The 25648-nt window shown below is 32.9% G+C and carries 30 protein-coding genes; 7 read left to right on the top strand and 23 right to left on the bottom strand.

Annotation, left to right across the window (positions count from 1 at the left end):
• Nucleotides 1-35 precede the first annotated feature (35 nt).
• The 18 genes from BQ4305_RS00325 to BQ4305_RS00235 all read right to left on the bottom strand — a co-directional run bounded on the left by BQ4305_RS00325 (nucleotide 36) and on the right by BQ4305_RS00235 (nucleotide 17385).
• Complete coding sequence (locus tag BQ4305_RS00325; protein ID WP_110925960.1) at nucleotides 36-614, bottom strand: WxL domain-containing protein; 579 nt, start codon at nucleotides 612-614, stop codon at nucleotides 36-38.
• Nucleotides 615-739: 125 nt separating this feature from the next.
• On the bottom strand, nucleotides 740-967 hold the full coding sequence (locus tag BQ4305_RS00320) for a hypothetical protein (RefSeq protein WP_110925959.1): 228 nt from the start codon (nucleotides 965-967) through the stop codon (nucleotides 740-742).
• 48 nt (nucleotides 968-1015) lie between these two features.
• On the bottom strand, nucleotides 1016-2080 hold the full coding sequence (locus tag BQ4305_RS00315; protein ID WP_110925958.1) for a bifunctional lytic transglycosylase/C40 family peptidase: 1065 nt from the start codon (nucleotides 2078-2080) through the stop codon (nucleotides 1016-1018).
• On the bottom strand, nucleotides 2080-3492 hold the full coding sequence (locus BQ4305_RS00310; RefSeq protein WP_110925957.1) for a type VII secretion protein EssB/YukC: 1413 nt from the start codon (nucleotides 3490-3492) through the stop codon (nucleotides 2080-2082). The genes BQ4305_RS00315 and BQ4305_RS00310 overlap by 1 nt, the downstream gene beginning before the upstream one ends.
• A complete protein-coding gene (locus BQ4305_RS00305) occupies nucleotides 3493-5472 on the bottom strand; it encodes a VirB4 family type IV secretion system protein (protein WP_110925956.1) in 1980 nt (659 codons plus the stop codon).
• A gap of 149 nt (nucleotides 5473-5621) precedes the next feature.
• Nucleotides 5622-6215 (bottom strand): hypothetical protein, encoded by a 594-nt coding sequence (locus BQ4305_RS00300; RefSeq protein WP_110925955.1) that lies wholly within the window; start codon nucleotides 6213-6215, stop codon nucleotides 5622-5624.
• Between the two features lie 29 nt (nucleotides 6216-6244).
• Nucleotides 6245-6634: a hypothetical protein gene (locus BQ4305_RS00295; RefSeq protein WP_110925954.1), complete on the bottom strand. Its 390-nt coding sequence runs from the start codon at nucleotides 6632-6634 to the stop codon at nucleotides 6245-6247.
• Between the two features lie 62 nt (nucleotides 6635-6696).
• On the bottom strand, nucleotides 6697-7050 hold the full coding sequence (locus BQ4305_RS00290; protein WP_110925953.1) for a CagC family type IV secretion system protein: 354 nt from the start codon (nucleotides 7048-7050) through the stop codon (nucleotides 6697-6699).
• Between the two features lie 52 nt (nucleotides 7051-7102).
• Nucleotides 7103-8599 carry a hypothetical protein gene (locus BQ4305_RS00285; protein ID WP_110925952.1) on the bottom strand — a complete coding sequence of 499 codons (1497 nt, stop codon included), beginning with the start codon at nucleotides 8597-8599 and terminating at the stop codon, nucleotides 7103-7105.
• A gap of 235 nt (nucleotides 8600-8834) precedes the next feature.
• The gene (locus BQ4305_RS00280; RefSeq protein WP_110925951.1) at nucleotides 8835-9023 is read right to left on the bottom strand and encodes a hypothetical protein; all 189 of its coding nucleotides are present in this window, start codon (nucleotides 9021-9023) and stop codon (nucleotides 8835-8837) included.
• Nucleotides 9024-9089: 66 nt separating this feature from the next.
• Nucleotides 9090-9452, bottom strand: a complete 363-nt coding sequence (locus tag BQ4305_RS00275; protein ID WP_110925950.1) for a hypothetical protein — start codon at nucleotides 9450-9452, stop codon at nucleotides 9090-9092.
• Between the two features lie 16 nt (nucleotides 9453-9468).
• Complete coding sequence (locus BQ4305_RS00270) at nucleotides 9469-10203, bottom strand: hypothetical protein (protein WP_110925949.1); 735 nt, start codon at nucleotides 10201-10203, stop codon at nucleotides 9469-9471.
• Nucleotides 10200-11006, bottom strand: coding sequence for a hypothetical protein (locus tag BQ4305_RS00265; RefSeq protein ID WP_110925948.1), 807 nt, complete (start codon nucleotides 11004-11006; stop codon nucleotides 10200-10202). The genes BQ4305_RS00270 and BQ4305_RS00265 overlap by 4 nt, the downstream gene beginning before the upstream one ends.
• The gene (locus tag BQ4305_RS00260; RefSeq protein ID WP_110925947.1) at nucleotides 10978-12219 is read right to left on the bottom strand and encodes a CpaF/VirB11 family protein; all 1242 of its coding nucleotides are present in this window, start codon (nucleotides 12217-12219) and stop codon (nucleotides 10978-10980) included. The genes BQ4305_RS00265 and BQ4305_RS00260 overlap by 29 nt, the downstream gene beginning before the upstream one ends.
• A gap of 11 nt (nucleotides 12220-12230) precedes the next feature.
• Nucleotides 12231-12614: a hypothetical protein gene (locus BQ4305_RS00255; protein WP_110925946.1), complete on the bottom strand. Its 384-nt coding sequence runs from the start codon at nucleotides 12612-12614 to the stop codon at nucleotides 12231-12233.
• Nucleotides 12615-12667: 53 nt separating this feature from the next.
• Complete coding sequence (locus BQ4305_RS00250) at nucleotides 12668-14974, bottom strand: thioester domain-containing protein (RefSeq protein WP_199880497.1); 2307 nt, start codon at nucleotides 14972-14974, stop codon at nucleotides 12668-12670.
• A gap of 74 nt (nucleotides 14975-15048) precedes the next feature.
• Nucleotides 15049-16242 carry a toxin Cry1Ac domain D-VI-related protein gene (locus BQ4305_RS00245; protein WP_110925944.1) on the bottom strand — a complete coding sequence of 398 codons (1194 nt, stop codon included), beginning with the start codon at nucleotides 16240-16242 and terminating at the stop codon, nucleotides 15049-15051.
• A gap of 918 nt (nucleotides 16243-17160) precedes the next feature.
• Complete coding sequence (locus BQ4305_RS00235; protein ID WP_110925942.1) at nucleotides 17161-17385, bottom strand: helix-turn-helix domain-containing protein; 225 nt, start codon at nucleotides 17383-17385, stop codon at nucleotides 17161-17163.
• 124 nt (nucleotides 17386-17509) lie between these two features.
• On the opposite strand from BQ4305_RS00235, the gene BQ4305_RS00230 reads away from it, so the two are divergent.
• Nucleotides 17510-17725 carry a helix-turn-helix transcriptional regulator gene (locus BQ4305_RS00230; protein WP_110925941.1) on the top strand — a complete coding sequence of 72 codons (216 nt, stop codon included), beginning with the start codon at nucleotides 17510-17512 and terminating at the stop codon, nucleotides 17723-17725.
• A 322-nt stretch (nucleotides 17726-18047) separates the two neighbouring features.
• On the top strand, nucleotides 18048-18401 hold the full coding sequence (locus BQ4305_RS00225; RefSeq protein WP_234396838.1) for a helix-turn-helix domain-containing protein: 354 nt from the start codon (nucleotides 18048-18050) through the stop codon (nucleotides 18399-18401).
• 455 nt (nucleotides 18402-18856) lie between these two features.
• Here the strand turns inward: BQ4305_RS00225 and BQ4305_RS00220 are convergent, their stop codons facing one another.
• From BQ4305_RS00220 to BQ4305_RS00210, 3 genes are all read right to left on the bottom strand, one after another.
• A complete protein-coding gene (locus BQ4305_RS00220) occupies nucleotides 18857-20044 on the bottom strand; it encodes a hypothetical protein (protein WP_110925940.1) in 1188 nt (395 codons plus the stop codon).
• A 537-nt stretch (nucleotides 20045-20581) separates the two neighbouring features.
• Nucleotides 20582-20896, bottom strand: a complete 315-nt coding sequence (locus BQ4305_RS00215; RefSeq protein WP_110925939.1) for a hypothetical protein — start codon at nucleotides 20894-20896, stop codon at nucleotides 20582-20584.
• A 3-nt stretch (nucleotides 20897-20899) separates the two neighbouring features.
• Nucleotides 20900-21721, bottom strand: coding sequence for a ParA family protein (locus BQ4305_RS00210; protein ID WP_110925938.1), 822 nt, complete (start codon nucleotides 21719-21721; stop codon nucleotides 20900-20902).
• A gap of 299 nt (nucleotides 21722-22020) precedes the next feature.
• On the opposite strand from BQ4305_RS00210, the gene BQ4305_RS00205 reads away from it, so the two are divergent.
• From BQ4305_RS00205 to BQ4305_RS00190, 5 genes are all read left to right on the top strand, one after another.
• Nucleotides 22021-23238: an Alp7A family actin-like protein gene (locus tag BQ4305_RS00205; RefSeq protein WP_110925937.1), complete on the top strand. Its 1218-nt coding sequence runs from the start codon at nucleotides 22021-22023 to the stop codon at nucleotides 23236-23238.
• Between the two features lie 13 nt (nucleotides 23239-23251).
• Nucleotides 23252-23623 (top strand): hypothetical protein, encoded by a 372-nt coding sequence (locus BQ4305_RS00200; RefSeq protein WP_110925936.1) that lies wholly within the window; start codon nucleotides 23252-23254, stop codon nucleotides 23621-23623.
• Nucleotides 23624-23641: 18 nt separating this feature from the next.
• Nucleotides 23642-23809, top strand: coding sequence for an antitoxin VbhA family protein (locus BQ4305_RS21180; RefSeq protein ID WP_199880496.1), 168 nt, complete (start codon nucleotides 23642-23644; stop codon nucleotides 23807-23809).
• Complete coding sequence (locus BQ4305_RS00195) at nucleotides 23802-24452, top strand: Fic/DOC family protein (protein WP_110925935.1); 651 nt, start codon at nucleotides 23802-23804, stop codon at nucleotides 24450-24452. Before BQ4305_RS21180 ends, BQ4305_RS00195 begins: the two co-directional genes overlap by 8 nt.
• 71 nt (nucleotides 24453-24523) lie before the next feature.
• Nucleotides 24524-24892, top strand: a complete 369-nt coding sequence (locus tag BQ4305_RS00190) for a hypothetical protein (RefSeq protein WP_110925934.1) — start codon at nucleotides 24524-24526, stop codon at nucleotides 24890-24892.
• A 272-nt stretch (nucleotides 24893-25164) separates the two neighbouring features.
• Here the strand turns inward: BQ4305_RS00190 and BQ4305_RS00185 are convergent, their stop codons facing one another.
• Nucleotides 25165-25419, bottom strand: a complete 255-nt coding sequence (locus tag BQ4305_RS00185; RefSeq protein WP_110925933.1) for a DUF3847 domain-containing protein — start codon at nucleotides 25417-25419, stop codon at nucleotides 25165-25167.
• On the bottom strand, nucleotides 25400-25648 hold the full coding sequence (locus tag BQ4305_RS00180; protein WP_110925932.1) for a hypothetical protein: 249 nt from the start codon (nucleotides 25646-25648) through the stop codon (nucleotides 25400-25402). The genes BQ4305_RS00185 and BQ4305_RS00180 overlap by 20 nt, the downstream gene beginning before the upstream one ends.

Below are 25648 nucleotides of genomic sequence, written 5' to 3'. Positions count from 1 at the left end.
AGGGAATAGTGAAAGCCTATCCCCTTTCTTGTAAGTTATGGAGCTTGAACTAAATCCCAAGTTAATGTTGACTGATATTGGCCATTCTCTTCTATTTTTGCCGTTGTTGGATCAACCACAACCGAAAGAGCATTGTTAGGGAATTTTAAGTCAAAAACCCCCATCCCACTGCCTATATCAGCTTTTGCTATAGTTACTGTGCCATCATCGATGATTCTATTGGCTGTCGCTGTTTTCTCAGGAATCGCACCTTGTCCTATGCCAACCCTTTCAATACTTGTTAACGGCGCTATGCTTAATGACCCTCTAGGTAAAGTATTTGTTCCATCAGTAAATGGCGTAGCAGAAACATCTATTCTCCAACCGGCCTGGGTGCCTCGTATATCTTTAACAGTAAATTTATCGTCAAAGGATGTATGATATATCTCTGGTTGATCCTCTAATGTTACATTCCCGAATGAATGAATATCTGTTGTATTCAAAGAAAATTCTCCACCCTCGATTTGTAAGTCTACTCCGTTTTCTTTGCTAGTTTCTGTCGCAGCAAATGCACCAGTCTCAAAAGAAAAACTTAGCACTCCTATGAAACATAATGTAAAAAATCCTTTTTTCATAATGGTCTCCTTTTTCTTGAATAAATTAATCTGCAAACAATAATATAATTTGGGTATTCGGATTATCTGATGGAATTACCCTTTGTTTTTGTTATGTCGCTATATTCTCGAACTGTTCATCAAAGCTACGATACTTTGTGATGTAATGCCGAAAGATTGTCTAGTACAGGTGTTACATTTAAAATTTCGAATTCCGTTTCTTCATATCCCCAATTGTCGTGATCCATATTATCTGCTGCAAGTTTAGCTGTTGCATCAATAGCAGGATCTTTCTTATCTTTAAAGTCTCCTTCAACGACTACTTGAGCCGTAAACGTTTGAGTAATTGATAATTCAACAACAAATTTTTTCATCTTTTTAATATCACCTCCTTTCGTTTGTCTTACGGCAGAAGACCATCTTTACTTAACAACTCTCCCAAATCCAGCAAAATGTTTTCCCCAGTATCCTGAATTCCATTTTGCATAGCCTACTCCACTGCTATTAGCAGCATAAAATCTTTGATCATCAACATATATCCCTACATGAGTTATCGCGGATGCTCCTCTACTCGAATTAGTTCCTTTAAAGAAAACTAAATCACCTGGCTGCGGTTCAGCTACCGGAATTGAATGTTTCTCCTGTTCTGCTGCGGTTCTTGGTAAATCATATCCAAGCTGTCGAAAAGAATATTGCATTAGCCCACTACAATCAAATCCTGTATTTGGGCTTGAACCGCCCCACACATATGTCCAACCATTGTATTTCAGTACTTCCGCCATTAAAGCTTGATAAGCTTCTGGACCCAACGCAGAAGCATCGGCATTACCTATATCTCCACCAGCTGCAGGAGAAAGATATGATTGAACAAGCATTACATAATACATGTTTCCGTAAGAATAACGAAAATTACCATTAGATTTGGCAACCGGGTTTGAATACTTGACCTTTTTGCCATTTGCCATATCCTTTGCATAATTACTGGCTAAATCAAAGGTATATTGTTTTCCATTTTTCTTAATGAAACCATTAAACGCAGTACCAAAATTATAGCTTTGAACCGGCGTCCAAAAGTCCAATCCACTGGATCGAGCATCTTTAATAACTTCCGCAAGATGTTTAACCCCTGCATCGATTGATACAAGGGGATCTGATATAGAATTCGGAGGTAATCCTAATGATTCAGAGCTTTGCATAACATCAGGCCCTTTCCCTCCGGTTTCGATCATTATAATAGCAAGTATTACATCTACATATTCCGGAATTTCATATTTACCAGCGTATTCAATCACAGCCGGTTTAAGCGCCATGACCGCCTCATTTACATTAGCTGTTCCTGAACTCCCAGAACTACTGCTCAGTAATGCCATGACACCAAAAATCAATAACATAAAAATAGATAGCGCAATCAGCACTATCTTTTTCCAATGTTTTTTTGCCTGTTGTGCTACTGTTAAGGCGACTTTAACAGTTGTTACAGGTTCCATTAAACATCCATCCCTATTTTTTCATCTACTTTGATAAGCTTTTTTTGCAAACTTACAAGCTCATCTTCTAATTTTTTGATCTCTTCCTCTCTTTTTAGTGTCTCTTCTTCTTCTTCAAGTAATGAGTCAGTTTGTTTTAAAATAGCAAGCTGCTCATTTAGATTTTTGACTTTAATTTCAAGGTTTGCTTTATTCATATATTCATCTATCTCTGACTCTTCTTTTTTAGAAAGTTCAAAGGCTCCGGAGCTATCGGACTTTAACCTTTCTAATACCTCTTTAGCCACCTCAAAATTGTCATGCTCCATAAAGGCAAGTGCTAACCTCCTAAGCGTATCTTTATCTTCAATTAGCGACATCTTATCTGCTAAATTATCCGGATCAAAATCAACTATTTCCTTTTCAAATTTCAGGAAAGTTGAATTTGATTTCAGCTCTAAGATTTTATCTCTTTGGCCGATTTTATAAAGATGGGAGACTACCTTATTTTCTATTGATTTATCGTACTTAATAGCTTCATCATATTTTCCTGCTTTAACAAGCATGTTTGCAATAACTTCAGGCGTTTCACCTTTATCTTCCATGAGTTTCACGGCATCTTTTGTATCTCCACTAGATACGGCCAGTGTTAATTCATTTTCAGCCTTAGCTGCAGCTAATTCATCTTTAAAATCTGCTCTAACATTTTTTTCTATTTGCTTTACTCCCCCAGCAAAGATTAAGATCAGTAACAAAACACCTGCCACGCTCGAATATATTTTCCTTTTAAATCCTTTTTTACGGCTTGATTCTTGAAATTGCACTTTTTCATAAAACCTGGATTGTTCTTTCTCTAATTCTTCATTTACTAAATTTTTCAATCCTGCAAATGATGTAGCAGCATTTACAGCGAACATAAACTCATTATTTTCTTTTCTTAACAATGTATCTTTGTTCACTAAAAATCTTTTATACGAGTATTTATTACTAAAGAAGCCTAATACAAATAGCTTATATTGATCCAATGCACTCAAATCTCTATGATAAGGAAGATGACCGTTTGAACGATAAAGTACTTTAATATCATTAAAATTCTTAAAAAAGATATTAGTTGGATCCAAATACGTCATCTCATTTGATTCTAATAGGGGATCAATATCTAACAGATTCTTAATTAGCTGCAGTTTGATTACTGGAACAAAAAGCTTAGCCTTTTCTAAAGACTCATAGCCATCTGGAATATCATATACCAGATATATTTTATTATTTTGTCTGCTAATGCTTTCGACATCAAAAAAACCTGTCAGCGTCTGCTCCAGGTCTTCAATTTCGTCTAAACTTGTAACCTTTGTGAATTTCTCATCAAGTTCAATTTTATATTCTCTTTTGTTAATAAAAAGAGTCAAATTGTCCATCATTGTTATTTTCTTCATTTAAAAGCCCTCAACTTTATTCAATTCATTAGTTATTTGACTAATTTCATTTTGAGAAAGAAGAACTTTTTCTGTCCAATCCGGAAGAATCTTTGCTTTACGTCCGGTCTTTTCTTCATATTTTGCTGGATTGAGTAACCTTAACTCTTCCTCTGTTAAAACAACTTGTAATAGCGCCCGTTGTGAACCATAAAGTATTAAAGCTTCCCCTTGCTTTTTTGCTTGCAAAAAGTGTATTTCTTTATCTGATAAAGGTATTTTTAACCGATTAATAATTTGTTCAACTTCACGCGGCTCAAAACCAAACATAACCTTCGTATAGCTATTACCAACAATAGCTTCACCAATCCCACCAGGGGCATTGAGTAGATCCTGAATTTGTTGTGTGGTTACTGTAGCGCCGGCATTATATTTTCTGAAACGTTTATAGGCTTGAAAAAAGAAGTCAGCACTTTCAGGATTTTTCAAGAGGAAATGAAATTCATCACAATACAATTCATCTGACTGAGAAACATCGCTTGTGAATAGTTCCCACAAATAACTAAATGTGTTTAAATAAGCTGCAGCCTGTATTTCCTTTTCTGTCTGTAATGGCTTCAAATTAAAGGAAACAATCTTTGGGCTTAAATCTACATTTGTATAACCGTTAAACAGCGTACTTGACCCATACACCATATCTTCCAATATAAAACAATACTTCTCAATTAATTCGTATTTTTTTATATCAGTTTCTTTCAATTTTTGTAGAGATTTAAGAAGGTCTTCTAATATTGGCCAATCTTCAGGTCCCATTTTATCTAAGTCTTTCTTCTTTCTAAATGTTCCAAAAAGATCCATCGAAACATTAGATATGATGGATAACTGTACTTGGTCCATATCAGACATATTAACTTTATGGAAACCTTTCAAGCGATTGACCTTTTGTCTAATCAAATTATCTACTTCTTTATCAGTTAATTTCCGATCCCTAATAACGTTGTCATCATCCGAGTCTAATGCTTGTGATAAAATCTCAAAAGGATTCATTCTAGTGGGACTAGCACTTGATAGGTCTATAACAGTTCCACCAAAAGCCAATACATCTTTTGAATATTCATCCTCGGGATCAATAATATAAAGATTATCCTCGCCCTCGGCTACCTTTCTGAATACATTACTTTTTTGATAAGTCGATTTTCCTCCTCCTGAAGTACCTAAAACAATTTTATTTCTATTTAATGTCCTGCCTCGGTCTTTATAATCTATAGCTATCCAAGAGTTGGTTTCTTTATTCATTCCTTCAATAGTCGCTGTTGGTGTCAAATCACAAATTTCATTGTCATCAAAAGGAAAAAAGGAACTGGCGCTGACTGTATTAGTCATCGCATAAGTATACTCTTTTAATTTGTTAAGCCCAATTGGAAATGATGAAAAATAAGCATCCTCTATTCTTCTATATGGAGTTATTCCTTTTAAGTTTATTTTAATCAATACCCGATTCAAGCTCTCTTCTAAATTTTTCAATTCTGCTTCAGAATGAGCTTGTAATAGAATATAGGTGTAAAGATAAATAAATGCACTTTTTTCATCCAATGACTGTTCTAACTGCTTCTTAGCTGTTATCAATTCCCTTTTAATTTGTTCTCTTCTATAATGATCCAACGTTTTCAATAGCTCTGCCTCTTTGTTTTTCACTGTCTCATTATAATGCCGGTTTAAAATCTCTCCATTAGCCGGTTCTAAATGCTGAGTAATAGTAATATTACCTTTTAATCTTTTTAAAGGAGACAACCAGTTTCCAGTAGGCTCCGATGGATAACTTAGAATTACATACGGCTTTATATAATTCCCACTAGAAGCAATGTACTCCCTATTCATTTCAAATACAAAAGGATAACGGCTTTCTATAACATCTTTATCGATTAAGCCATCAATCTGATTTTCTTCAATTACATTTGTATTTTTTTTGGAATTGAAGCCAAACAAAGATAATAAACTCATACTTTGCACCTTCTTTTATTGTTGATAATTTTATTTAAATTCCAACGGATCAATTTTTGTTGTGCAGTCTATAACAAGCTTAGTCCCACCAATGACAGCTAAGTATTTTAGGTATTTATTAGATAATATATCCATATTTATCACCTTCCTTATTGTTGATAAATTGATGTTTTATAATCTAAAAATTGATGTAATAGAGAAAGGGCCTCATTAGCACTTAGTACTTCTTGCCGACTATCATAAGCATTCAATACCTGATGGATTGCTCTTATGATTTCTTCCCTTTTTTCTGTTAACTTTTTTTCAGCTTCATGCAAATATTCCAATGTCGGCTTTTTCAATTTCTCTTTAAGCACAATAAAATGGGCTTTTACAGCCATATTTAAATCCGTTTCTGTTTTTTGATATTCATATAAATAACTGGCCCTTAACTGTCTTAAATTTTCATTTACTGAAGGATCTTGTAAAGACTTAATGTGCTGCATCTTCCACTTCCTTAAATAATCTCCCATTTTTATAGGAACTGTCATGGAAACAGTTTCTGGACGATAATGAATATTTTGAGCCAAAAATGCTCCGTATTCATCAAAGATTGAGTTTTGTTCGTAAAGAGACAACAAATCAAAATTCACACCTTTTATCTTAATCATGGTTATTAGAGCATGTTCCTTTAGATAAACAAAATCAGAATACACACCCAGGATAGGGCTAATATCATTGAAGGAAATTTCTTTTTCGCTCAAATTATTCACTCCTATTTCTCTGTAACAAATTATCCCAAAAATTTATTTTTAGGTTTTATAAAATACACTTTCTTTTTCCTTTTGTAATCAAAAAATTCTTTTATATAATCTTTTGCACGGATATTGTCTCTGAATTTAACAGGCCTAAAGTTTACATAGACAACAGGTAATACAATAATAACTACTATTAAGATCGCTTTAAAAAGCCAAAATAAGGTTGAATTATAAGGGGGAATAAGACCTATCCCGGTTGATATTAATAATGCCGGAAAAATGTATAGGAGTAATTCCTTTAACGTCATATTCGCTAAAATCTTATATTGATTATCTACATTTTTTGGAAAGAACCACCTACGGCCCTTCTTACCATTTGAATCTAATATTTCTATCAATGCTTGTTTAATTTGATCTTGATCCATAATAAAAATATTCACACCTTTTAAGAAAACGAGAAAGCTTTAAGCTTCCTCGCCTTTCATTATTATTTAAAGAGAGAGTAGACCCAAGGAATAATCCAGATCAAACCAGCAGATGCTCCGATAGCCGCGAGAACCCCACCAATACTTTTCCACATTTCGTTTTTTACGTGAGGATCATCAATGCTAGGTAGATGTTTGACTACGATTTTTAGGGCTGCAGCAATACCAACAACCACTACAATTCCGGTTAATACCGTCTGAAAAGCAGTAGCGCCATTCTTTAATTTTGTCTGAACAGAACTAGTACTGGATGCTGCAAACCCAATCTCAGGAACAACTAGATACATAAAACAAGTGAATGCTAATAAAGCGAATGACTTAAAATACACATTGTCGAATTTCTTGATTAATAACATAAAAAAGCTCCTTTAAAAGCAAGTACTCATTCGAGTACTTGCCTGATTGATATTATAATTGAATTTCTTCTACTACTTTTTCTTTTACAACAGGAGTATCATGATTTAGTTCTTCTTTATCTACCCCCTTCATCGTATTTATGATTTCTTTAAAAACTTCAGGGTTTTTTGATTTAATAACATTAACAAATGTTTTCAACCCTTCATTTTCTTTCTTTAGATGGTTGATTTCTTTTTTCAGTTCAGATAAAGATGAGTCAGGTTTTTCAACAGTTAATTCATCTTGTTGAGGACTAATGTTCTCCAATTCACGACTTCTAAGTTTATCCAAACTAGTTACTTCTAAGGTTTCGACGTTTTGAAACCAATTTTCATTTCTTGAATCAGGAAAACTGTGATAGAATTCAACTTTTCCAGTCTCCATATTGGCCTTCAACCTGTAAAATGATTGAGGACCCAAAGGATTTTCTTTGCTAAAAGTAATATTGAAATTCTTATCATCATTACTGTTGATACTAGCTTCCCCTATATCCCCATATTTTTCTCTTAACTCTTCAGCATACGGGAGCAATAGCTTTTTAATTTCTTCCTTCTGAACATCCTGAACCGATTCTTTTTTTTGTTGTTCCTCTTTTTTGGGCTGTTCCAATGTAACTACCTTCATCGGAATCTCTGATTCTTTAGAAAAGTTTACTTCCAGTTCTTTGGAATCTGTCTTAGGACGATCAATCACCTGGAATTTCTGATCAACTGCATTTGTGAAGTTTTTGATTTTATCATTAACATTTTGAACCCTGCTAGCCACTGCATTATGAATATTGGTTTGAATATTTTCTATCTTATTTTCAATACCTGATTGCACCTGGTCCTTCATATCTACAAATAGCTGTTTAAGACCCATTTTTAAATCAGAGAAGATCTTATTTAACTTTTCCTTTAAACTTTTTTCTAGCTCAGGTACCTTCTCAAAAGAAGATTTTTCCACATTCTCGGTAAAATCAGACAATAGCTTCTCTATTTTCGAAAAATGCTTATCCAAAAGCGCTGTCACTTCTTCATTACCCGAAGGATTCACACCTTGTTTTTCTAACATTTCAGTTACATCTTGCATCCCTTGATTAACTGTCAGGGTAATAGGATGTTCAGGTTTAAATTCTTTTGAGGAAAGGATTTGCTCATTTTCTTTAATTGCGAGTTCCTTATTGAGAGAATAATATTCAGCAGCCTTTTGATAATCAATTTTAAAATCATCTTTTGACTCTAAAAGCATCTCCGCACAACTAAAAGGAGGAAAAGCATCTTTTCCTCCTTCGTAGCTCAAAATTTCAGTTCCGGTAAAGCTGATGTCACCTTCGGCAGATATTAAATAATGCTGATCCTTCGGTGTTATAATGCCGGTTTGGTACTCACTATATTGACCATTATTTCCTTCAAAAGGATAGACATTCATTTTACCTGTTTCTCTTGCTTCAAGCTGCTGTTCTCGAATTTTTTCTAAACCTTTCATAAAAGCATCCATTGAAGGAATATCATGAAGCTTTTTTGACATTTTCTAATCTCCCTTCACAAACATTAGTAAATATGGGTGAGTTAAATTGAACTTATTTGCAACCACCCCCTTTTATAACTAAAATAAATCTAAAATTTTGGAACCATTCCTTGAAACCTCGTAGTTACCAAATCATTGATTTCCGGAAATGCTATAGAACCTAAACCAATTACTACCGCCACCAGCAAGACCATCCCGATCATCCAGTATATCCGGTCCGTGTTTTGTTCGAGCATTATTTAAAGAAACTCAATAAAGATTGAAAAGGGAAGACAGCGAAGCCAGCTGTTAATGTGCTTGTGAACTTGGTGATAACATCATCGAAAAGATCCGGAAAAGCAACTTTTGCAGCACCTATTAAAATAGCAACAACAACAACGGCTCCAATCATCCAATACGTACGATCTGTGTTTTGATCTAACATTTACACACCACTCCTAATTTGTTATTTTTTTACTTTTTTTAAAATGGGAAAGTATAAACCCAGGCATTATCTGATTTGAGATATAGCTGAACCCTTAACCGAGATATCTCTACTTAACAAAGGCAAAAAGAAAAAATTATGTGTTGTTTTAATCGTGTAATCTACTTCCTGACCAAAAGAAAATTGCTGATTCATTTGAGCACTTTGTATGTCAAACTTACCTCCAAAATGCTCCTGATTGTAATTATTCACTTTTTCAATCGCTTCACCAGTTAGACCACCATTCCTCTCTATTTGATAATTTACATACTGCTTAAAATCATTAGCGTGATTTATTTCAGAGAAAAATAACGCTAGAGATACCATAGAAAATATGATAAATAAGGAAATGTAAATTTTACCCATTTCCATAGTCGAACTTTCTAACATAGGACCTACCTCCTTATCAAAATAATCCAGTAGAGAAAGCTTCAGAAATCATACAAATCGCATAACCTAATGTAATAACAAAACTAGCCATTGTTAACTTCGTTGGATACATTGAGAATTTCCGAAGTTTATAAGCAATAATTTCGTCAACACCTTCAAACAACTGTTCACTTGATAATTGACCAAGTTCCATAATAATTGAATGGTCAAAAGTATTTTGATGGAAATCATACAATGTTGTCATAAATAATATAGAGCTATCGGTACCGGAGGCATCTTTTGCAAAACGTACAAACGGTACTTCTGAGTTCGGAAATTCGTTCATTTCGATTAACAAACGTTCTAAAGAGTTTTTAAGATGACCAGGTTCTAAACGATCTAGCAATCTCGTAAATACGCTGTAAAGGGTAGCATCTGTCTGTAATAAATAAGGGATTAGCATTCGTGTAAACTTTGAAAACTGAAGCTGTTTCTCAAAATTAAAGTTCCCATAGAACTTTTTGGCCCGATTATATTCGTTCCACCACAAAAATCCACTAATTGCTATGCCAGCGAAAACCCACCACCACTGAAAGAAGAAAGATACTATTATTAAAGGAAAACCGAACAAAACGGCTCTGAGAAATCTTTTCTTTTGATACTTAATAAACCGTTCTTCTGTAAATCCCATTTCCATACACATATCGTAAAGATTGTGTTCAGCAACACGAAACCATATACTAGGATTCGCCTCGATAGTAGTTTCACTCATAATTTCACCTCCATTATGTTGTCATCAACAAGTTTCTTTCTGAATGCCAGAAAATAGCCTCCAACAATAAATAAATAAGCTGCACTAGTAATCCATCCAATCGGATTTCTAGCATATAAATTTGCAAATTTATCCCAACCAAAGCTAAATGTTATTGCCATAATTAATACAAAACCGATAGTTACAATAAATTTAAAATTGTATGCTTCTCTCTGTTTTTTGGCCATGAAATCATCTTGCCTTTTCTTTACTTGATTGTGATAAGATTTAATATCTTTTAATGTTTCCATAGAAAAACGGCCTTCAATGGAGGCCGTTGCTAATTGCTCTACAAACAAGTCAAATATTACATCTTTTTTGTATTTATCGGATATAACTTGGAAAGCGTCTTGCTGCTCTTTTACGTTTGCATCAACTAATGTAGCTTGCAATAAAAGAAGATCTTCTTTAAATTCCCCTTTGGCCCTTTCTGTTACTGTTTTAAGGGCATCCAGTACTGTTCTTTCCTGATTAGTTAATATTTGAGTAATATTATTGACAAAGTTGTTTCTTTCACGAAAAGCATTCACTTCATACGCTCGTTTTACATTTTGAGGCATCATAATTTTGTATGCATAAATCATGGAAACAACTCCGGTTATAAGAGCTAACCACCAGTAGTAAAAGAGTGCAAATGTAAAAAGAGCACTAATAGCGAAAGGGATTAAAAGAGTAGAGACAAGTTCTCTTTTTTGTAAAGGATCTCCATAAGCAACGCGAAGAGCATTCACTTCATCAAGCGTATACTGTTTTTTCTTTGCCATCTAAAACTCCCTCATTTCCAAAAGTCGGTATTTTACAACCAAATTTCAAAAGATTTTGGATAAATTCATCGCTCATTTCACCAACAACCGGAATTATTTCTTGTCCTCTTTTGATTTGTTTGAAAACCGTAACAGCAGTATTATCAGGTCTAAATTCTACGACTTCACTCAAATAACGAACAACTTTTCCATTAATTTGGGCTTTCTCGATATGACATCCTAACTGAAAGTAATTATAAATATCTTCTAAAACAGATTTTTCATCGATTGTATATCCAATCTTCATCATATTGATAAATCGTTTCGGAATTGCCCTGGCATCAACAGAATGTAAAGTTGTAATAATCCTATGTCCTGATAGGACAGCCTGAAGCATTTCGTAGGCTTCTTTACCTCGTGTTTCAGATACAAGCATCCACACAGGGTTATTTCGCAAACCAGCCCTTATTAAATCAGTAAAACTAATAGATTGAGAAGTTAACCAACTATGAATGTCTTTATCGGGATACAATTCTTTAAGATAACTATCTAAAGTATCCTCCATATTGATAATCTTCTCGGCAAAATCAATATATCTAACAAGGAATTTTTGCAACTCGGTTTTTCCGGTTCCCGTTTCCCCTGCGATGATAATATTACAACGAGATTTAATTGCTGCCTCAAAAAATTCCAATATATATTCCGGTGCAAAATCTTTAAAATTACCCTCATTTAGCACAGCTTCAGCTTTCGATGATCGAAGGGCCATTGTAGTTCCAAAAGGCGACAAACTTTTGTGAACAGCATTGATACGTAAATTGTTAAGAGAAGCATCCAAAATAGGATTCTTGGGAGTAAACTCTTTCCCTACTGCATTAGCAAACTTTTGGATTAATTTAATAATGTAATTTTCGTTAATATCATCATCATAAACGTATTTTTTATTATTTGTATTAACAATTAACTCAGTACCGTTATAGCTTATATCTGTCACTGAAGGATCTTTAATAATTTCTTCAATTACCCCTAATCCAACAATCTCAGATAAAGCATAATCAATATGGTCTTCAGTCCTCAAAATAATATTATGTCGTTTTGGGAGGTCATTTTGCATTACCTTTTTCAAAGCTTCCCTAGCAATTGGATCAGTAAAGGCTTCTAGCATCAATTCGGGATTAATTATCTTTAAATCATTGATTATGTCTTTCAAAATATCCTCTGAAATTATTTTCATTATATCCTCCTTTAACGATTGCCTATATCTGATATATAAGTCGCTTGATATTTATTGTCTCTTTCATCCGTAACGATAACTCTTATCGCCATAATAGTTCCATCATTATCTCTCAGGTAATCGTAAGAATATCTTGGATTTTCAAGCTTCACATTTACAGTCTCTCGAAATTTTCTTTCGAAACTCATTTCAAAATTCTCACTTGTAATTTCAACAATACCAGTTTCGGCCCTGACACTATTATCTAAACTTTGAAACCCTGCTATTTTAGCAGTTTCTGTTATTGAAAGAATCAAAGAGTTATAACGAAATTCTTCGATTTTATAATGGCAGGTAAACAAGACAAAATATAGGCCGATAAACAGGATTAAGATTATTAAAGGAAAATCTTTCATCTTATTCCTCCATTAAAAAAAGCCTAGAAACAAAATTCTAGGCTTTTCTACATTTAATTTTGACTCCATTCTTCAAAACGTCTTTTATCTTCAGCTGTCCAGTTAGCTGGATAATTAGGATCATCTGCATTAATCGGTCTTAAATAAATCGCATCTTGCTTTCCTGTTTTAGAATCCATATGACCATACATATAAGCATAGATATCAAGATTTTGTTTTATCGACACGTTTATTTTATGAACACCTAAAGGCTCAACGTTTTTCACTTCTAATTGATAGGTTCCAAGATCTCCCCAAATTGGAGTATAAAACTTTCTCCCCCCATCGATAATTTCATGTTTAATTCGACTATCGCCGTCAGCGACTTGTGAACTGGTGAAAAGATGACCAGTTCTTTTTTCGATATTTACTTCAGGCAGTTCAAAACGCTTTGTTGTAGTTAAAACTTTTTGATTCTTACTCTCAATTTGATTAGTTTCATCAAACCTTATTTTGTAACAATCATTACTAACTGGATATGACAAATAAGAATCCACTAAAGATTTTGGAACATAAATTTCGAACTTACTATTGATTTTTTGTTCGAGATCATTTCTGTATACAATGTCAACAGGATATTCAAAACCATATCCTGTTAGTTTTTTATCAAGCTTCTTTAGATTTGCTTGTAAAGTCTCGTTAAAAACGACCATGTTCTTTCCCACTGCTCTTTCCGTCATTATTACTCCCGTGAAAGAAAGGGAAGTGTCACTTACATTGAGGGTCTTTTGTGATGATGTATACCCATCTGTTGTGATGGAAGCAGCATTTGAAATAACATCTATTTCATCTTTCGAATAGCCTTCAAGCTTGACTGTATATGCCCTTTTCTGATTTACTGACAACCGGCTTGCTGGAACTTTAAAATCAATCTTTTCAGGCAAAGATTTTGCTGTATATGTTTTTGTATCCACTTTTGTACTTCCTTGATACAAAGAAACATCTAATTTCGCATCATTCATATCACCGTTGCTGGCAGGATAAATGTTTTCCTTTGATAGATCCACTTTAACTGGAAGGCCCTTATTAGCTGGTGCGGTATAAACTTGAATTTTTTCTAAGCCCGCCTTTATCAATGGTACATCATAATAAAAATCTAATGTTATATTATTAGCCCCTACAGTCCCTGTCTTCTTATCCTTTGATAATGGTCTGTAAGTATAGCTGCCTTTCTTTAAATTTGTTTTTGGACCGTAACTATACGTTTCACCTCTTAATTTTTTATAGCTATTAGAAGTAATCAATCGGTTATCCCTAGCATCAATATGCCTTACTGTAATGGTCCGTTCTAAATTATAATAAAACTTTAATGTGAGATTGCTATTTCCTAACTTTCCGGATTTACTTTTTTTATCAACTGGTAGGTATTTATTTTCCCCATCAACAATGCTGTTTTTTGGAGAAAAGTCATAACTTGAACCAATATTCCTTGTATAAGAAGAACTAGAAAGTAATTTATTTGTATGCTTATCAATATGCTGCACAGTGATTTTCTTTTGTCTTACTTCAAAATCAACAGTTAACTTTTTTAATGATACCGGGTCTTTTACTAACCCTTGTGCAAGCCTTTGTTGAGAGCTACTAGATGGTACAAATAAGATAGATTGATAGGTGCCCATAGAGGGTTTAATGTTGCTGAAAGATACGTCTTTACCATAATCTAGCCCAGCAGTTAAATAAAATGATTGTCCCCCTTTGATTGTAACAGCTTTATTCGTATAACTCTTATTCCCTAAATGAAGCGTTACTCCTGAAGGTACATTCACTTTTATTGAATTCTTTTCATCTGCATTAAACTTTATTGTTTCGGATTTTTGTAAATTACCAGATATACTTGTTTTTACTTCTGATTTGCTAAATGAAGCAGATGTACTAGGGGCATCTTTTTTAGACGCATGATCCATTAATTTGTCATATCCAGGTACTGTAGATTTCCCTGAAGAATAATCTCCATTCATAATGCTGTCCAGTGCTAATGATGTAGCTACAAGACCAGCATCCCCGTTTCCTACAATGTTTCCATCTCCGCCATATCCATAGTACAGAATAGCTCTTATACTCTCATTATTGTAAACAGATCCACCAGAATAAGAACTTCCTGTTGGTGGGCTGGACTTCTTGTGATCCACACAGAAAGCATACTCCCCGTCTACTTTAAATTTCCCGACTGTGTAATACGAATATGATACATTTCCCAAATATTCAACTTTTGGCCCAGCTGCTTGAGCTACATGATTATTGAAGGAATATAAAACATTTTGCAAAGCGAAAACACAGACAAGCGTTAATAAAAAGAACCTCAATCTCCTTTTCATACTCATTGCATTTTCCTTTCTCTTTTTTTATATAAAAAAAGAGCCATTCATTTTTATGAATAGCTCTATCAATATCTTAATCAGTCCCAGGATTCCCAAGTATTACCGTCTTTGTCAATTTCACCAGATCCGGTATTACTCCAATCGTGATTCTCTAATTGACTTCCTACCTTATCCCAATCTGTTCCACCTGACTTTCCTGAAGAACTTCCGGAATTAGATGAAGTTTGCTTTTTTTCGCTGGTAGCAGATTTAGTGGTGTTCGATGTTGATTGGTTCGATTTAGGTTTAGAAGTAGGTTTGGCTGAACTTTTAGAAGTTGATCCACTTGTATTCTGTTTAGTTGAACTTGAAACGTTAGATGATACTTTAGATGAACTTGATTGTGCTGCTGATTTTGTTGAAGTAGATGAAGATTTGCTTGTAGATGATGACTTTTGTTGAGTACTTTCTGAATTTGACTTGGCAGATGATGCCTTCTGCTGAGAACTCACTGAATTCGGCTTAGAAGATTCAGATTGTGAAGAATTAGATACAACAGAATTTTGGCCTTGATTAGTTTCTACCTGATTAACATTCTCTTTCTCAACTGTCACTTTCTTAGCTACTTGCTTAGATTCTTCTTTACTATTTAACTCTTCTTTTTCTAAAGCTACTAATTTTTTGTTAACAACACTAAGTCTTTTCTTAAGTTCATCTTTTTTCTCTTCATTTTTCACTTTGTCCGCAAGTTTAACAGCTGCATCATAACTTTTTTTATTTGTTGTCTTTTCTGCTTCTTTTACTTTCTTTTGCGCAGTATCGATCACAGCCAATTGATCATTAGCAACAGATAAATAGTCAGTCAAATGAGTATAAATGGATTCATTCTTGTTTTTAACATCAATCAACTTTTCAGAAAGTTCATCCACTGTCTTATCAGTAGCATTTGCTACTAAGATTCCATTTTCTAAGATGCTGTAGACTTCTTGTTGGATTTTCGCAATTTCTTTTACATCCTTGATTTCATTGGATAAACGTGTTTTCGCTTTACCTGCTTCTACTTTCTTTAAAGTAGCTTCAGCCTTGTTGATTCTCTGATCAATATTTTCTGCCAGCTCTGTCTTCGAACTGTTATACAATGAATCAATTGCCTTTTCAGCTGAGTTTAGATTATGCAATTGCTCTAATCTTACTTCTTCTTTTGCCTTTTGATTATAGGCATAGACACCAGTTCCAGTTCCTGCAATCAAGGAAAAAGCTAATACTCCAACAACAATTTTCTTTTTAAACATCTACATACACCCCTTCGTTGGTTATATCGTAAACTTTCTGAAAAATTCAAGGACATTATTAAAGGAAAAAGGATCTTTATATTACATACGTTATCATGTTCACAATTTATTTAATAATAGGAGGCTGCTACGAACAGCCTCCTGGTTAATTCGCAATCACTTGCGAAATGTTTTTTGTTAGAGGTTTGAAAATTGTTGCAATTCGAGGAAAAGGATTTATTAACTCAAAGCCGTCTCACGGGCAGTTAATAAATAATCTTTTCTTCATTTTTGTTGGTTTTTGGCATGTACCAACACCCTTACGATCAATATACCTTACTGATCGATGTTTAATTTATTGGTTTTTGGCTTATTCCAATAACCCTACGATTAATTAAAAAATTAATCGATGTTTTTGTTGGTTTTTGGCATGTACCAACACCCTTACGATCAATAAACTCATATTGATCGACGTTGCCACAAGTGGGTTTTAAGCTAAAGTCCCCACGAACTAGATTTTCGTATAGTTCACTCGAATCGTGACGTTTCCATCGAGAACCACGCTTATTAAATTATCAAAGATCAATTTGTGCTTAAAAATAAATTGCACACATCATAACGTATAAAAGTATTGGTTCTAACTAATTCTCTGCTTATAAAGATCACTATATTTGTTTTTACGTTTTGCTACAATTTTTCCTGAAATTGTCCTTACAGTCCTAATGTCATAATAAATATCTTCTAGCCTACAAAGTTCATTATTTGCTACATTCTGAACAACCAACCCAGATTTTAATATGTAAACATCTTTGCTGAAAGTTCGAATCGTAACTCGATTGTTAAAATTCAAAAATTGAAATCTGTTCATTTTAGGTAAATTCACTTTGCGCAATTCTATCACCTCACTAAGTGTATTTTTAAACCTTCAGTATGTTACAATTACGGTAAAAAACATCTCAAAAAAAACGGAATATCATCTACAGAATCTGCGAATAACACCCTATGAGGTGCTTCAAATAAATCTTCTAATATCACAATGGAAGATTCTCTGGGAAAACTGGTCCCAGCTTCAATTCTTTGATATTGCCTAACCGAAATTTGGAGTTTCTGAGCAACTTCACTCTGAGTTAAATTTTTTTTCTGTCTAAAATATTTTAGTAACACATCACCGCCTCTTTCTATCGGATATGACATTAAACGTCATATCTTAATAACTACAGTCTATACGTCATCCTGTGTCGTGTCAAGACATTTTTTTACATTATTCTTACTAAGGATTGGTTATTTTATGAATACATTGGGAACCAGATTAAAAGAATTAAGGGTAGAGCGAGGACTTTACCAATCGGATATAGCAAAAATTCTAAATGTCTCATTAAGACAAGTTCAGAGATACGAAAAAGATGAAAGTGATTTATCTTTATCTGCTGCTATCACCCTAGCCGAATATTTTAATGTTTCGATTGATTATCTTACTGGTCGTAGCAATAAACGGCGTTGTTAGTAATTGAATTAAAGTAAAAGTTTTGGGAATCCATTAGAACACTGACTGGATTTTACGTTTGTTTTAAAGGAATCTTGCGTTGAAGTAAATTTAAAAGATGTATGATTTCTTGTTTGTTCTTCAGTGATCGTTTAGTCATTACCTATAAAACCCCTTTGGAAAATAGTAGTAACTCGGTTCCACTGGTACAAAATTACCACAATATTGAATTTAATTCAATGCTCATTAATAAAAAAAAGTGTTTTTTTGGTCCCAATGAACTAATTCTGTATTCACAAGCCTTTTACTCTTCGTTAAACTCGGGTTAAGGTGGTGAGAAAATTTGGATAAAAAGGAATATAGAGTACTCTTCAGTGAACGACTCTCTTTATTGATTAAATATAAAGGGCTTACAAATGCAGAGTTAGCACGAGCAATAAATGTATCTCCAGCTTTGATAACCAAATATATTACAGGAAAAGCTAGTCCCTCATACGAAAATTTCATTAAAATTGCAGATTATTTTAATGTATCAATGGATTATTTAAGAGGCAGAAGTAATTCATTTGATGGAGATCCTATCGGAAGAAGTAATATTGATGCATGGCTAAAAATGTTAGAAGGCATGGATATTGATGAAGTACAAGAAGAAAAAATTTTAGAATGTTTAAGAATAATGAATCATAAATTGAAATAGACAATTTTGGTGTAAAAGACAATTACGTATAAAAACTTAAATAAGTATAAAAATATCAAAAAATAATAGAAAAAAACAAAAAACTATAAGGATAAGATACATAGGTGCTGTAACCCTTGATATATATGGGTTTACAGCACTTTTAATTTTTAACGAAATACATTATTCACATCTGCACATATGTTTAAATATTAAATTCACATTTGCACATATTTACAATTACTATATCCACATTCACACATGCTTCTAAATACATTTTGCAAAAAAGAGATAACTAGAAATACAGTTTTGATTTCTTATATTTAGAGAATTTTTGCAAATTGTAATGGAACTCTCTCGAATAAATCTCTTAAATCATAAAAAATAAATCAATCTTAATCTTGATTGCATGACAAATAGCCCTTTCAAAATTAGAATTTTTGAAAAGGCTGGACTAATTATACTTTTTTAAAAAATTATTCTGTTATTAAAAAACTAGGATATTCTCCAAAAATATTATGGTATGCTACCCCTATTTCCATGCGTTCTTCAATGCTTATGTAATGTTTTTGGAATTCCTCAAATGCTTTAGTAAAGCTCTTATTTACAAATGCACCAATGGATTTAATAGAATCTAATTCTCCGGTGATATGCAAGGATTCTAATATGTCGGCTACCTTTGAAATAGTGTAATCGAGCATGTTTTTGCTTTTATTTACGATATCCAAATGGACTGAAATATTGACCATACGGCTTATTGATTTATCAATATCTTTTAAGTCTCTCCATTTTAAAGGGATCCGGGCGTTTTTAACTCGGGCAGCCATTTCATTTTTTGTCCTGGCATAAATTTTTTGAGTCCCCTTTTCATCAGTTCGCTTAAAACAAGCTGGATTCAAACTAAAATTATATTTCTTTATAGCAATTTGAACAAATGTTCTCTTTCGGCTGATTCGATTTTGGGAAGGCTGTTTTTCTCTAATATCAATTGGTTTAAAGGAAAAAACATTCCGAATAATTGATAAAAAGTTCCTGACTCTTTTTGCTGTTGTATTTAATGTTTTTTTCAAATACTCCATTTTTCTGGTTCCTACTATCCGTTGAATATCTTCAGCATTTCTACGGGTGGTTCCAGCTTGAACTGTGAAATATTGAAATAACTCTAATATCAAGAGTGGCCCTTTATGATAACGCTGCTTAATTAATGTTCCGAAGAATTTTTCTTGGAATAGAAGTGAAGGAAGCCTGAAGTATGTAGGGCTTTCAGTGTTTAAGGGATTACTAAAGCTTTCATTTAACTTACCGTAACCAACAATTTCATAATGCATTCCTTTTGATGTATGAACTTCAGCTATGTAACCTCTTTTAAGTAAACTATCAAAAGCCTTTTTTACAGTTTCATAAGTTAAATCGTGTTCAATTGAGAGATTAGAGATACACAGCTGCTTACGATCACTAATTGAGGGATCCTTAGTTAAAGTACGAATTTGTCCCATTTCGTCTGTGTAAAGATGAAGAATCATAAAAACTGCAATTTCGGAAGTAGTTATTGGATGGTCCGTTACCATAGAATCGCATCTGATTTTTTGAAGATGTTCATTGAAAAATTTCACGCCATCAACTGTGAAGTTTTGAGGTTTTTGAGGTTGACTTAATATAGACATAACTTTTGCTCCTTTTTTAAACAAGAAAAAAGACGATGAACCCTTATCTTTAAAGGAAAACATCGTCTTTTATGTGTTGAAAAAAGAAAGCACAAAATAGACATTTTGACAGTATTTCTCTTTGACTTCCTTCTTATATTAAGGTAAAATAAGCATATATAAGAAAGAGGTCAGAAAAGACTTCCTGTCAGTGTTTTCCCTAGTGTAATTAGGGGGAACCGTCTAAGAGTGTTGGTCGCACTACTTAGATGGCGGGGGTCTTTTTTCCGTTCATTTGATTTATTGAGATTAGTATAGCAGTAAAAATCTAACTATGCAATATACTGTTTTATAAGTAACTGGTGAATTGCATTTAATAATTGCTGATAAAAGCCTGATTTGATAAGGTTTTTTTACATATACTCATATACTCATATGCGTGTATACGTGTATGCGGGCGATGAGATACAAGAGATAGCAAAGCCTTTGGTAAGTATGCGCATCTATAAGTATACGTGCATATAAATATATTTATATGCACGTATACACGTATATTCATTATTGTTTTTTTGAATATATTTTTATAATTGTATCTAATTCTTTTCTTTGTTCTTTGCTTAACCCAGACTCGTATTGATTTAAGATTAAGTCTAATACTTGGTCCACGGAGTCTAAACTATTTTGTGTTACCAGCGCATTTAATCTCTGTTGATTTTTGTAAGACAGTCTAATTGTCGTTTTCTTTTCTTTAGCCCTGGTTTCTTTTTTTTCGTTTTGTTTAACGGTGAAAACATTATTTGGATTGTAAGTATCTTTCGGTTCAGTATTTTCCGTTCTCTCGATCTTTTTCGTCTTGTTTAAAAGATTAGCCATAATTTATACTCCCCTCTTGATTCTTTCTAAGAAATCCGCGGTTACTTCTTCATATAGTGACATTACTCTTTTGTCGTGAATATCTGCTTTCTTATCATGAGCAGCATCAATGATCCCTATCATGTCATATCTTTTTAAACGCTCCATATTTTTTACAATTGTTAAGAAGATATTTTCTTCTCCGAACTTTTCTTTAGCGTTTTCTAAAGTGTTTAGATCGACTGCAGCATTATTTTTAAGTAATACCGGCAAGACTCCTAAAATATCAAAATCTGCATTGTAATTGTCGATTAGCTCCTGAAGATATTTGACATATGCTTCAGCCCCTACTAATGACCTTTCCTGAGTTTGTAAGACTATTACTGTAAAATCGCTAGAAAGTAATGCTGAATCAGTGTAAATAGATAATGTTGGCGGGACATCTATCAAGATAAAGTCAAATTCCTTTTCAAGGGGTTTTAATAATGTTGATAGATAAGTTGTCCGGGCCAATAAATCATCAGGAAACATTTTTTCAAGGAACAATGGATAAGATGTGAAATCACCATAACTAGGTAATAAATATAAGTTCTTTAAAATCGGTGTCACAATTTGTTCTAAATCTCCATCTGCGATGGCTGACATTAATGTTTTGTCTAAACTAATGTTCTCTTCAGTTCGGGCCTTTGTTTTTAAGTATAGGGATGTTGCATTAGCTTGTGGATCCATATCTAGGAGCAACACTTTATAACCCTGCTTAGCTAGTATGTATCCAATCATTGAACAATTTGTGGTTTTTCCGGTCCCGCCTTTAAAGTTTCCGAAAGTCACCTTTGTGGCTGCCATATTAGAATCTCCTTTTATATGTTTGTATACTTGCATACACGTATATTGATATTTGCATATGCACATATTTACATATGCGTGTATGCGGATATATTTAGTATATCCGTTCATTCACTTAGAAGTAAATTAAAAAAAGGTAACTCACTAAGTTTTGTAGAAATATAAAAGATTAACAACATTTAGTACACAACATTGCAAACTAATTTAGGATTACCTATTGATTTTTTGTGGATTTGTGAGATAATAAGTATATAAGTTAACAACAATGTGTACTTAATAATATTTAGGGAGTGTTTATATTGAAAATCGAGAGAATGAATGCTGACTTTGGAAATTCCACAAATAATTTTTTAGTTGATAGTTATTATTTTGAAATTCCTACGTGTGTAGTCGAACTTAAAAAGGAAAAGGCTGAAAGTCATTTTACAAATACTGTAGATGAAGTAGGGGATCTTTTAGATCGATTACTTATCGCGACAACAATCAATGATGAAGAACGATATTTCTTAGTAGGGAAACTAGCAGAAGATAATCCATATTCAAATAGCCATGTAGGAAAAATGCACGATAAAATCACAAGTGATATTCCTTATGCGGTCTTCTTAGCAGCCATTGCTTATTATCACAGACTAAAAAATGAAAATGGAGAAAATGTTGCCGAAGTAGATATAGAAAGCATGAAAATGATGTTACCAATTTGGCTGCTGAAAAAGGAAGAAAAATTTTCAATCGGACAAAATAAAATGGCAAACCGATTTATTGGAGAACACACAGTAAGGCTTTTAACTCCAGGAATGGAAACTGAACTAACCATTAAAGTAGGAAATTCAAAATGTAACATTGAAAGTGAAGTTGCAAGATGGGCCTTAAAGTACAAAATGATTAATGATAAAGAAAGAACAGCAACAGTAATTGAAAAACGTAATGAGTCCAGAAAATTCAGTGAGAATGAGACAGTATTAGTTGATATAGGCGGTGGATCTACGGATGCAGTACTACTTACCAAGGGGTTAAATACACCTGTTTCAAAAGATAGTTTTCAGGTCATCCAGATTACTCCGTTTTTAGGAGCCTTAGAAACGCTGCTAAAAGAGAAATTGCTTGAATATTTCACTGACCTAAGAAGTTTAGAAAAATTTATTGTGGCCAATTATAAAAATCAAAAGTACATTCTTCGAAATCAAAACACTGGAGCGAAATATGACCTTACAGAACCAATTATAGAAATGCTAAAAGAATATGCAGAGTTACTGGTTTATAAGGTCATGGGGGCCTTTAGTAGCAATTCGAAGGGTGTTCTAAAGTTTATTTACTTTGGTGGAGAAGCACCGATCTTAGCTCCGTATATTAAAGAGTGTGTAAAGAAAAGGACCAATGAAGAAATAATGGAAAACAACCATCATTTTCTTGGAGATTTACTTGAAGAAGAAAAAAGTGAAATCTTTAAACCAACAGCAAGGACGATTAATCTAACTGCTCTTGAAATTCTGAGCCTAAATGAAAGAAAGTCTAATTAAGGTAGTGATTTAAATGCCGGATAAAAAAGAAGCAGTAAAAAAAGGCAGATTGACTTTAACCGGAAATAAAATGCCGGACGAAGTATATAGAAAACTTGAAGAAAAAGGAGCTGACAGAAAGCTTACGCCTTATATTGTCAGTTTAGTGGAAAAAGAAGACATGATGGATAAGCTCATTCAGAGCTTATCAACTGTCATCCAGAAGGTTGATCATTTAAGTGATGAGTTTTCTGGTTTCAAATCCAAATTCGATGGAGTAGAATTCGCTTCAATACAAGAGGAAAAACCTGTCGTTGAAGATGAAATTAAACAAGGTGATTTAGGAATAAAAGATAACATTTTAGGTGGTATTGAGGAAGATTTAGATGATGATTATGATTTTTAATAAGTAGGAGGTTTTTATATGAAAAAGTTTAATGTTGATAAAGCTATGGAATATGCCAAAGCATCACAAGCGATGGAAGGTTTAAAAGTCACTGAAAAACAAGAACAATTAATATTAGACCGGGAAAGTAAAAAGATTTCAGAAGAAGAATTTAATAAAAGAGCTAGAATGTTGGCTAATGAATAAATATAAAAACCAATCAAAATATTGTTATCCTGGTACTGATATTTTAATAAATAAATTTGATGAACAAGATCCTGAAAAGCTTAAAAAATTGGAAGTTATATTTACTACCAGGAGAATTTATCAATTATATAAAAAACCAATTTCAGGAGCATTCGGATTGAAGCACTTACAAAAAATTCATAAGTTTATTTTTAAAGATGTCTATCCATTTGCTGGTGAGATAAGAGATGAGGGAATAGCGAAAGGATCAACAAGATTTGCTACACCAATGTATATTCATAATAATGGATTAGAAATTTCTAAGCAGCTAAAAGATGAAAAATATCTCAGAGGATTAGATAAAGAGAAATTCATACAAAGATTATCATATTACATGTCAGAGGTGAATTTTCTTCATCCATTTCCAGAAGGTAATGGAAGAACTCAAAGGGAATACTTTCGTCTTTTAGGGTTAAAGAATGGGTTTAATATTGATTGGTCAAAGATTGATGAAGAAACAATGATAAAAGCTTCTATACGCTCAGTGTTAAACTCTGACTCATTTGAAGAGATATTTAATCAAGCCATAGTAAATGAGGTTCCTGATATGAATCTCATTAATCAGTTTAATAGAATCTCAAAAAACAAAGGATTAGAACTTTAGTAAAGTGGAGAGTTAACTGTAGTTTTATAAAAAAGTTTGATCATTTTCAAATAAGTAAAGGGGAGAAAGAAATGCTAAATGAAAAGGAAATAGAGGTAATAGAGTATATGGATTATCAAGTAATGAATAATGGAATAGACGGATGGATTGGAAATCGAGGTTATGAAAAATTAAATGAATTCATTCGAATCTTAAATAAAAGAAATTCAGAGATAGATCAGAAAGTAGCTTCCATCTTTATTAAAGCCACTATTGCCGGATTAGGTATATATCAACATAAAGATACCTTAAGAATTCCTGAAATCAAAGAGATGTTTCTTGAATATCAAACCGAACTTCATCAGTGTGGAGAAAAGTATCAGCAAATTGCTAAAAGTTTTATGAAGAGTTATGGATTAGAGGATTACCTAACTACATTTACAAAAAATATTAAAAGTTAATACAATCGTATAATTTTAAATAAAGATTGATTAAAACCTTATCTTTAGGTGCTAAAAAAATGCATTTTTTATAAAAAAGTTTGATCAAAATAACGATTGAACCTTGCTAAACTAATAATACACTTTCATTTTACCTGTAGTTTTGATCAATCTTTTTTCAAAACGATACAACTTTAATATAAATGATCAAACTTTATTTTAAATCAACATTAACATGAAGTTCGTAGAAAAAATAAAGAAAATCAAGTACCTTTTAAAAAGGAGAACGGAAGTTATATCCGTTCTCCTTTTTTATGTTTATCCAGTTTATTTTCTTTTATATAGTTTGCAAATTGAGAAAAGATTTCTTCAATTTCGTGAGTATTATTTTTATATAAATCAAAGTATTTTTCTGAAAGGGCACCGATTTGAATTAGTCTATGAGTCCTTTCTTTTCTGCTCACTTTACTAAGAGAGTGTTCCATGATTTTCTTTTCTATTTCAAGTTTCTTTATTTTCTCATTAATCTTATTGATTTGATTGTTCATTGGTTTGATTACTTAAAGCGTCTTCCTTTTCATTTTCCTTTGATGGATCTTGTAGAGAATCAATAAATAAACTGATTTCATCAAATGATTTGTTTTCAAGATTAAATTTTTCAATTAGTTTTTTACCTGCGTTTCTTTCTAACTTTGCTACTTCTCTATTCCTTTTTTCTTTTAGCTTTTGAATCTGTTCGTCAATACTGAGTATTTTTGATTGAGTACTTTGGGCCAT

Origin of the sequence: Bacillus massiliglaciei, from assembly GCF_900098925.1 — a bacterium.
GTDB classification, from domain to species: Bacteria; Bacillota; Bacilli; order Bacillales; family DSM-1321; genus Peribacillus; species Peribacillus massiliglaciei.
This window is presented reverse-complemented; position numbering and strand designations above follow the sequence as displayed.